This is a genomic window from uncultured Campylobacter sp. (assembly GCF_938041645.1).
In the GTDB taxonomy this organism is placed as follows: Bacteria; Campylobacterota; Campylobacteria; order Campylobacterales; family Campylobacteraceae; genus Campylobacter_B.
Genome location: NZ_CALIST010000052.1, coordinates 1 through 9,522 on the forward strand (window position 1 = coordinate 1; position 9,522 = coordinate 9,522).

The 9,522-nt window shown below is 42.3% G+C and carries 9 protein-coding genes and 1 pseudogene; 9 read left to right on the top strand and 1 reads right to left on the bottom strand.

Annotation, left to right across the window (positions count from 1 at the left end; all coding sequences use genetic code 11):
• The 3 genes and pseudogenes from Q0600_RS07515 to Q0600_RS07525 all read left to right on the top strand — a co-directional run.
• Nucleotides 1-952 (top strand): AAA family ATPase (locus Q0600_RS07515; protein WP_298758758.1); only part of this gene is annotated, 952 nt, incomplete at its 5' end.
• 110 nt (nt 953-1,062) lie between these two features.
• Entirely contained in the window at nt 1,063-1,899 is an 837-nt protein-coding gene (locus tag Q0600_RS07520) for a hypothetical protein (protein WP_298758761.1), read from the top strand.
• Between the two features lie 1,128 nt (nt 1,900-3,027).
• Nucleotides 3,028-3,216: pseudogene (locus Q0600_RS07525) on the top strand (hypothetical protein); the annotation flags it as partial.
• A 75-nt stretch (nt 3,217-3,291) separates the two neighbouring features.
• On the opposite strand, the gene Q0600_RS07530 reads toward Q0600_RS07525, so the two are convergent.
• Nucleotides 3,292-4,557, bottom strand: a complete 1,266-nt coding sequence (locus Q0600_RS07530) for a 3-isopropylmalate dehydratase large subunit (protein WP_298758767.1) — start codon at nt 4,555-4,557, stop codon at nt 3,292-3,294.
• A 97-nt stretch (nt 4,558-4,654) separates the two neighbouring features.
• On the opposite strand from Q0600_RS07530, the gene Q0600_RS07535 reads away from it, so the two are divergent.
• From Q0600_RS07535 to Q0600_RS07560, 6 genes are all read left to right on the top strand, one after another.
• The gene (locus Q0600_RS07535) at nt 4,655-5,179 is read left to right on the top strand and encodes a nitroreductase family protein (RefSeq protein WP_298758770.1); all 525 of its coding nucleotides are present in this window, start codon (nt 4,655-4,657) and stop codon (nt 5,177-5,179) included.
• Nucleotides 5,180-5,184: 5 nt separating this feature from the next.
• A complete protein-coding gene (locus Q0600_RS07540; protein ID WP_298758773.1) occupies nt 5,185-6,510 on the top strand; it encodes an NFACT RNA binding domain-containing protein in 1,326 nt (441 codons plus the stop codon).
• A 45-nt stretch (nt 6,511-6,555) separates the two neighbouring features.
• Entirely contained in the window at nt 6,556-7,320 is a 765-nt protein-coding gene (locus Q0600_RS07545) for a phosphatidate cytidylyltransferase (protein WP_005872778.1), read from the top strand.
• The gene (gene dxr, locus Q0600_RS07550; RefSeq protein ID WP_298758776.1) at nt 7,314-8,399 is read left to right on the top strand and encodes a 1-deoxy-D-xylulose-5-phosphate reductoisomerase; all 1,086 of its coding nucleotides are present in this window, start codon (nt 7,314-7,316) and stop codon (nt 8,397-8,399) included. Before Q0600_RS07545 ends, dxr begins: the two co-directional genes overlap by 7 nt.
• Nucleotides 8,400-8,576: 177 nt before the next feature.
• Entirely contained in the window at nt 8,577-8,924 is a 348-nt protein-coding gene (locus Q0600_RS07555; protein ID WP_298758779.1) for a hypothetical protein, read from the top strand.
• Between the two features lie 93 nt (nt 8,925-9,017).
• Nucleotides 9,018-9,522, top strand: a 505-nt coding sequence (locus tag Q0600_RS07560; RefSeq protein ID WP_298758782.1) for a DUF3137 domain-containing protein, incomplete at its 3' end; no start/stop codon positions are given.

Here is a 9,522-nt window from a genome sequence, read left to right on the forward strand (position 1 = left end):
TGGTAAATTTTCTAATTTTAAAAGATTTTTAAAATTAGCTATAACTAAATTTCCCGACTTAGATACTAATAATGCTGTTGATGCATTGTTAAAAAATATTTTAGATAATGATGTCTTGAGTGTAAGGCAAATCTTTAATTCAAATCGTTTTACGACTATAGAGTCGATTGTTATGAATAGAGAAAATAGTAAGAAGTATTATGAATTTCTGATAGAAAAAATTGATAATTTTCAAGATTCTGATACAGAATATTTTTACGAAACACTACAATATATAAGTTTTCTAGAAAGCCAAGGAATAATTGAGTTTAAGATAAATCTAATAAAAAATGAAAAAATAATTAATTATTTAAGGCTTAGCTCTGAAGAAAAGACTATGCTTTCTTATTTATTCAACATATACGATAAGATATTAGCTCTCAAAGCAAGGACAGGTGATACCGAATACATTAAAACAGTGATAATTTTAATAGACGAAGTAGAGTTACATCTTCATCCGGAATGGCAACGCCAATTTATTGATAATATAAATAGATTTTTTGGTAAATTTAAAGATATAAAACTACAATTCATAGTGGCGACCCATTCGCCAATTATATTAAGTGATATTCTAAGTCAAAATACAGTATATCTCGGAATAAACAATATAGATGAAGACAATAATAGCTTTGGAGGAAATATACTTGATATTTATAAAGATAAGTTTTTTATAGAATATACTATGGGTGAATTTAGTAGAAAATTTATAGAAAATTTTTCAAATTCCATAAATCTGATATATGCATACGAAATGGCAAAGAGGAATGACAATCAACTGCTTAATCTTATTATAGAAAAGTATAGAAAGAAAAATTTAAAAATACGCAATCTAGTAAAATATATTGATAGAATAGGTATAAAAGAAAAATCTACTGATTTAAAATGTGTAGCAGAGTGGAAAAAAGATAATTAAGGCTTTTTGAAACGATCTAAGGCTATAATTAATAATATCGGTGAAGAAGCAATAAGAAATCATCTAAAATTATTAATAGATAGACTATCAATTTTAAAAAAGGAAAAGCATTGAATAGAGCTGAAATTATAGACAATATCTACGAATGTGTTAAAAATGATACATATAGGCTTAAGAATATAAATATAGATGATAAAATTAAAATGTTTGGCTTTGATGATTATGGCTATATATCAAGAGATATGATTGATCTAAAGCATGATAAAATAGATATTAAGATTCAAACATTGAGAAACACAAAGCTAACTCAACAAGAAGAAAATGAGATAAAAATTGTTTATCATAAAGCTTACGAGAATATAATATCTAAAAAATTTGCAAAAGATATAATTTCATTGAAGGGTTATCAGCTTTGTCCATACTGTAGAGCAGGATATGTATCTTTAATTAAAATAAATGATAAGTATATAAGGCCCGATTTAGATCATTTTTATCCCAAAAGTAAACATTATTATCTAAGCATAACTATTGATAATTTAATCCCAGGTTGCCTTCTTTGCAATCAAAGACTTAAAAAAGATATAGATCCAAGCATAGACTTTAAAAATACTCAAGAGATTTTTAAAAAGATTAAATTTGAGGTAGATATCATAAATAAATATATCTACATAATTAACTTAGATGAGTTTAATAAAAATGAGTACGAATGGATAGAAAATATGTGTATTAGTAAAATTTATTCATATCATACTGAGATATTTGATAATATATATGAAAAGTATGAAAAATATAGAAAATCTAATATCAATGATATGGCAAAGGCATTAAATCTAGATGAGGAATATATAAAAAATCTCATATTTTGGGAATTTAAAATAATGAAAGAAAAAAATGAACCTCTTTATAAATTAAAACAAGATATATTCAACCAAATAATGCAAATATGATTCATTTAGTTAAGATGCTTTACTTATAATTTAATATTACTTAATCATAATTGCCAAATAGTATCAAGTTTAACGATCACATTTTTGGGATATTCAGATAACCTTATAAATGCGAAGTAAATCTCAAATTTTAGTCTCAAGACTTGAGCAATTTCAATTTTATAAAAATATTTAAGAATTTAGAACGAAATATCTAACCAATTTCTGGAATGTCAAGCAGGCGACGGTTGTTTTATCTATCATCGCGACTGCGTATTTCGAAATTTTTGATAACAGCTGAGTGGTTGAGGGCGAAACAATGCCCTGGAGCGGCAAGTTTTTCAGGGCTTTTTAGTGCGAAAATCTACTCACTTGCCTTGAGGAACCAATACTGATTGGTGGTTTATGTGTGAGTCATGATTGCGACTTTTGTAGTAAATAGGGTCAAAAAACCGCTTGCTGGTAAGTAAAATCCGCGTATTTTAAACGATCGCAGACGGTTCGCCTTTAGGATTTTGCGCGCATTTGGTACTTGGCTGGAACATGCTTGATTTTTCAGCAGACTGTGGTATTTCTCGTTTTACGCGTGACTTTTGCTGTGCTTATGGCACTTGACATCTATGTTGCCATTAAGGTCGGCAAGTTGCCTATCTTTATGCCTAAAGTTGAGCTTAAGGGGTGGCGACTCAAAAGCCAAAGATGCAACGTACAATAGAGGCTACACCGACCTAAAATTTGCTATCAGCGTGATTATTGCAATTTTTGGCAATCATTCGGTTTTGCATATATTTTAATGAATACTCCAATCTCGATCTCAAAGTTAAAGCTGGCATTCTACTGCTTGGACTACTTTTTTGGGCTCGCTGTTTGGATTTATTATTTTAAAGGAGTAAAATTTACTTCACATCGTGCTTCCGTGACCTGGTTTAAATTTTAAAATTCACCAAATTTGAACATAAAATTGAAAGCGCAAAAGCAATGACTGATAATTTAATCAAATATATTTTCTCAAATTTACTTCGCTAGCTCAAAAATCGCTTTGATATTTTCCTTCTGTGTAAGCTTGTCTTTGCGCCAGTTTACCGCGTAGTCGTAGGCTAAATTTACAACCTCGTTAGCGTCTCGCTTTTGATACCGACGGTTTTTATGGCAAACGAGGTCAAATTTCGCCTACCCGCGAGTAAAGTCTGCGTATTTTGGGTGATCTCAGGCGGTTTGCTAGCAGGCTTTGTCGCGTATCTGCATTTAGTCGCAGCCTGCTTGATCTTTTTTCGCTGGACTGCCGTATTTCTCGCTACATACATGGCTCTTGCTGTGTTTATGGTGCTTGGCGTCTACACCGCGATCAAACAATCAAGTCCACTAGGTCGTATATAAACAAACCGTATTGCCATTAAGTTTTAAATCCTAAACCTACAAATCCCTCGGATCGGCGATCTTGCCTGCGACGGCGCTAGCTGCGGCGACGGCGGAGTTTGCCAGATATACTTCGCTTGTTCTGTCGCCCATGCGACCGACGAAATTTCGATTAGTCGTGCTTACGCAGCGCTCACCCACGCCCAAAATCCCCATATATCCGCCCAGGCACGCACCGCAGGTCGGGTTGCTCACGACTGCGCCGGCTTCGACGAAAATATCCCACAGCCCCTCTTTTTGCGCGGCCAGAGCGATCTTTTGCGTCGCAGGCGTGATGATGAGGCGGGTTTTGCGCGCGACCTTGCGACCTTTTAAAATTTGCGCGGCGATCCGCAGATCGGAGAGTCTGCCGTTGGTGCAGCTGCCGATAAAGACCTGATCGACGGCGATGTCATCGCGCACCGCCTCGCGCACGCTCTTGCCGTTGCTAGGCAGGAACGGATATGCGATCACCGGATCAAGCTTGCTAACGTCGATCTGCAAAATTTGCTCGTAGTTCGCGCCCTCGTCGGAGTAGTGAAATTTCGGCTCGGCGCGCAAATTTTTATCTGCCAAAAATTCCTTCGTGATCTCATCGACCGCGACGATACCGCTCTTGCCGCCCGCTTCGATCGCCATATTGCAAAGCGAAAATCTGCTATCCATATCCAGGTGCTTAAGCGCGTCGCCGCAGAACTCCAAAGCCTTATAGCGCGCACCGTCCACGCCGATAAGGCGGATCACCTCTAAAATAAGATCCTTGCCGTAGATGTGTGGCGCGGGCTTGCCGCAAAAGACCACTTTGATCGTAGGCGGTATTTTAAACCAATTCTTGCCCGTTATCATCGCGAAAGCTAGATCGGTGCTGCCCATGCCCGTCGCAAATGCCCCAAGCGCGCCGTGGGTACAGGTATGGCTGTCCGCGCCGATGATGACATCACCGGGTACTACGAGCCCCTTTTCAGGCATCAGCGCGTGCTCGATACCCATATCCTTTTCGTCGAAATAATTTTTTAAATCGTGCTTGTAAGCAAACTCGCGTGAAATTTTAGCTTGGTTTGCGCTTAAAATGTCTTTCGTGGGGATGTAATGATCCATTACGATCGCAAAGCCGTCCGGGTTGGCGAGCTTTTTTGCGCCGCTAAGCTCAAACTGTTTGATCGAAATCGGCGTCGTGATGTCGTTGCCGATGACCATATCGATGGCGCTTTCGATGATCTGTCCCGCAAAAACCGCCTCGCCCACGTGCTCGCTAAAAATTTTCTCCGTGATCGTCTGCTTCATAAAATCTCCTTCGTATCGGTTAAATTTGCGCGATTTTAGCTAAAAAATCATAAATTTTTGCAATTTTATGTATAATTAAGCCGCAAGGAGCGAGACGATGGAAATTTTAGATATTTTTGCAAATCGCAGAAGCGTAAGAAAGTACGCGCCTAAGCCGCTTGAGGACGAGGCGCTGGATAAAATTTTAAAAGCGGGCCTGCTTGCGCCGTCGGGGCATGCACGCCGCCCGTGGGAGTTCATCCTCGTGCGCGACAAACGGATGCTTGAGCGACTAAGCGGATGTCGCAGCAGCGGAGCGAATATGCTAAAACAGGCTTCGGCCGCGATCGTCGTGATCGCAGATGAGCAGAAGCAGGACGTCTGGATCGAGGACTGCTCGGTAGCGCTAGGTTACATGCACCTTGCCGCAAGCGCGCTAAATCTCGGTAGCTGCTGGGTGCAGGTGAGGCTGCGTACCGCCGCGGACAGACGCAGCTGCGAGGAGTTTTTGCGCGAGGCACTGGGCTTTCCGCTAAATTTTAAAGCAGAAGCGATACTGGCCCTCGGCGTGCCGCAACAGCGCCTGAGCCCTCACGATCTGCAAAAGTTAAATTTAGCCAAAATCCACAAAGAGAAATTTTAACGCGTATGAAGTATCAAAATTTAATTCAAATTTGCGAGTATCTACGCGCCAAACGCTTCCTTTCGCACATTAAACGCGTAGGAGATAACCTTTTTAAAGTTTGCTTTGACGGCAATGAGACGCTGTTTTTTGATATGAATAAATCAGGCTGCAATATCCACGAAAATGACGCTTTTACCGAAGGTAAGGTTTACGCGGCGCCCTTTGATGTGCTACTTGCCAAGCGCTTTGTAAAATCGCGCATCACCTCCGTTAGCGTGCCAGAAAATAATAGAATTCTATGCCTTAGCGTAAGCCAAAACGCAAGCTACAAAACCCAAAGCTCAAATATCTACTTCGAATTTACCGGGCGTTTTACAAACGTAATAATCACCGACGAAAATGATGTGATTTTAGAGGCACTGCGGCACTTCGAGACGGAATTTAGGCAGATCAAGGTAGGAAGAAAGCTCCGCCACCTACCGCCTGCAAATATTAAAGAAGCCCCCGTGCCAAAAATTTCGGACTTTAGAGCATTTTTTCGCGCGGAATTTAACGCGCTAAATGCGGATCGCTTAAACTCGCTCAAATCCGCAAAAATCACGGCGCTAAATAAAAAGCTAGACTCGGTGCGTGAGGCTTTAGGCTCTTTGCAAAGCAGCACCGAACTACTGCGAAGCGCCGAGCTTTTAGGTGCGAAAGCTGCCTTGCTAAAAGAAAATATCTATAAAATTCCAACTAGCGCGCGAGAATTTACGCTGCAAAAAGGAGACGCCGAAGCGGTAGAATTTAAACTGCAAAAGCCTGCAAGCGCCACTTTGGGCGAGCTTTACTCCGAGGCAAAGCGTCTGCGCCAAAAGGCTGCTAATATCCATATCGAAGAGCAAAATTTAAAGGAGAAACTCGCGTTTTATGAGAATTTAAAATCGCTCGTCCTTGCTGCACAGGATGCACACGAGATCGAAATTCTAATGCCTAAGCGCACGCAAACTAGGCAAAAAAGTAAGGAAAAAAATAGCGAATATGTAGCGAACTTTTATCTCGGGGATTTTAAAATCAGCGTCGGTAAAAACGAAAAAGGCAATGAGTTCTTACTAAAAAATAGCTCCAAATCCGACTATTGGTTTCATCTTAAGGACATTCCAAGTGCACACGTCATCGTAAAGACAAATAAGCAAAGTCTAAGCGAAGAGGTGATCGAATTCGCCGCTAAAATTTGCGTGAGCTTCAGTGCAAGCGGCAGCGGAAAATATCTCGTCGATTACACCAAACGTCAAAATGTCAAAATCAACGAAGGCGCCTTCGTAAACTACGTAAATTTCAAAACAATCAGCGTTTTAAAGCCGCAATAAGCGAGCTTGATGTATAATTCGCAAAATAAATTTTAAGGAAATTCTATGAAGCAAAGAATAATCACGGCAAGCATTTTACTCGCCGTATTTTTAGCTCTAATTCTAATAAACGCCAGGTGGCTAAATTTCGCCGTATTTGCGCTGATACTCGTGCTGGCGTTTTTTGAAAGCCTCAAATTATGGGGTCTAGAGGAAACTAGCAAAAAGTGGCTCGCGCTGGCGATCGCGTTTTTTGCGCTGCTACCATTTACGCAGACCGATGAGCCTTTCGTCTCAGCGCTAAAAGTTAGCATCCTAATGATCCTATGCGTCGCCTCTGTCGTAGCCTTTACCAAGGGTCCTAGCCTGAAGATCACGCTTCCTTTCATCTATCCCGTTGCGCCGATATTTTTTATGTGGGCGGCTTACGATGATTTCGGGGAAGTTTTTCACTTCGTTTGGCTGATCTTTATTATCGTAGCTAGCGATAGCGGCGCATATTTTATCGGAAGAGCCTTTGGCAAAACCCCGCTAAGCGCTAGCTCGCCGAATAAAACCGTAGAGGGCGTACTAGGTGGTCTTGCGCTCGCGCTTATCGTTAGCCTCATTTATGCGCGCATCTTTACCAATATGCCGCCGCTTGAAATTTTAGGAAAAACCATCATCATAGCAATTTTTGGCGTATTCGGCGATCTGTTTGAAAGCTACCTAAAGCGCGCGGCGGGTCTTAAAGACAGTGGCGCGCTCTTTCCCGGACACGGCGGGATCTTGGACCGCATCGACGGCTATATGTTCGGCGCGATCGCGATGGCGATAGTCTATTCATGGTAGTTTTAGGCTCCACGGGCTCTATCGGTACAAACACCCTAGACGTAGCCGCGCGTAGCGGTAGTATGATCGAAGCGCTTAGCTGCGGGCGCAATATCAAGCTTTTAAACGAACAGATCGCAAAATTTCACCCAAAGCTCGTCTGTATCGCGGACGCGCAGCAAAAAAGCGAGGTAGATCACGAGCGCGTATTTTGCGGCACGGATGGAATTTTGCAGATGCTTGCGGAGTGCAAAAGCACGACCGTGGTAAACGCTCTCGTAGGCTTTGCAGGCATGATGCCCAGCCTAAAGACCCAAGAGCTCGGAAAGAGGCTCTGTCTCGCCAACAAAGAAAGCCTGGTCGTCGGCGGGAAATTTCTGCAAACGGATAAAATTTACCCGATCGACAGCGAGCATTTCGGACTGAAATTTTTACTTAGCAATGCCAAAACCCCCGTTTCGCGCCTAATCATCACGGCTAGCGGCGGCGCGTTTTACGACGTTCCGCTAACGCAGCTGGGCTCGCTCACGCCGCAAAACGCCCTAAAACACCCCAACTGGAAGATGGGCGCAAAGATCACGATCGACAGCGCCACGATGGCGAATAAGCTCTTTGAGGTGATCGAGGCGTTTTGGCTCTACGGCATGCGCGAGATCGATGCGCTCATTGAGCGCACCTCGCAGATCCACGCGCTAGTCGAATTCACAGACGGCTCTACGACGGCGCACATTAGCAGGGCCGATATGCGCCTAGCTATCGCGCACGCGATGTTTAGTGGCGATGTACGGGAGCAGATCACCGCACCCGTGGATCTATGCGCCCTGCAACCGATAGAGCTTAAACCGATCGACGAGATGAAATTTCAAATCTTTACCCTCAAAGACGCGCTGCTAGCAAACCCCGATCTCGGCGTCGTTATCAACGCCGCGAACGAAGCAGGCGTAAATGCGTTTTTGCAGCAGCGGTGCCGCTTCACCGACATTGCGCACGTGGTGCTAAAGTGCGCGGAGAAATTTAACTCGCCTAGCGTAACGGATGCGGATGCGCTTGCGGCGGTGGACGCGAGCGTGCGAGCGTATGCAAACGAGCTGCTGAAATAAGTTTTTTAATCACGGGATTTATACTGCAAGTTAAGCTTGGCGGCAAATTTCACTGCGCGCGGCTCGCGCAAGCAGCTGTAAAATGTGGCGGCATCCAAGCGGCATATGCCGTATCGGGCGCAGATTTACGCTGTGCTGCCAATTTGCGCCATTAAATTTAATAAATAGAGGTTGAGCGTGGATATTAAAACCGTCATAGATTTAGAAAAGCAGCGCAAACGGCTCAAGAAAAGTCGCAAGCTTTGGAAAATTTTAAGTTATCTCGTAGCGTTTGCGGTTTTCGGTCCGATGCTTGCGCTAGCATTGATAATCATCTTTCGCGATTTTCCCAAACTTGATCTTGGCATAAAAAGTTTATTTCTTTTAGTCGCGTCTATTTTGGCAATAATCAGTACGAGAGATGAATTTTACGAGTGGATTTTTGAGCGCAAAACCGAACGATTTTTGATGCGCTACAAAGAGCTTTATCTCAAGCCTTATATCGAGAGCCTAGGCTTTTCGTATAAAATGGGCGCGCTTTTTTAGGAAAAAGAGGTAAGGCAAAGCGAGATATTTGGCGGATTTTATAGATTTCGCGCGGATGATCTGGTTTGCGCGAACGTGGACGGCGTGGATTTTATGTTTTGCGACATAAGGCTGGAAAAGGACATCGGCACGGGAATTCCATTTATTTTTAAAAATAATTACGCCACATTTTTCGAAGGACCCTTTTTCGTGGCAAATTTTAATAAAAAAATCCGTTCCGACGTTTTTGTTTTCTCGAATACGACACTGCCGCCGTCTGAGTTGCAACACAAACTATTGGGCGGTCGCGAAATCCCGATAGATAACGCGGACTTCAATCAAAATTTTACGATCTATGCAAACGACGCAATGACGGTTATGTATGTCCTGACGCCCATGCTAATGGAGAAAATTTTATCTCTTAAACAGCTCGTAAAATCCGATATCTCGCTGAGCTTCAAGCAAAATAAAATTTACATCGCTATAGCTCGAGGCGCCGATAGTTTCGAGCCGAGCCTGGATCAGCCGATACTCAATGCTCGCATCGCAAAGGATATTAAAGCGGATCTGGACGCGATGCTGCAAATCGTAAAAATTCTAAAGCTGAATGAAAAAATTT

Bases quoted from the DNA above. Each gene is read 5' to 3' on its own strand.
- Q0600_RS07530 (WP_298758767.1), bottom strand. From the start codon at position 4,557: ATGAAGCAGACGATCACGGAGAAAATTTTTAGCGAGCACGTGGGCGAG.
- Q0600_RS07535 (WP_298758770.1), top strand. From the start codon at position 4,655: ATGGAAATTTTAGATATTTTTGCAAATCGCAGAAGCGTAAGAAAGTAC.
- Q0600_RS07540 (WP_298758773.1), top strand. From the start codon at position 5,185: ATGAAGTATCAAAATTTAATTCAAATTTGCGAGTATCTACGCGCCAAA.
- Q0600_RS07545 (WP_005872778.1), top strand. From the start codon at position 6,556: ATGAAGCAAAGAATAATCACGGCAAGCATTTTACTCGCCGTATTTTTA.
- dxr (WP_298758776.1), top strand. From the start codon at position 7,314: ATGGTAGTTTTAGGCTCCACGGGCTCTATCGGTACAAACACCCTAGAC.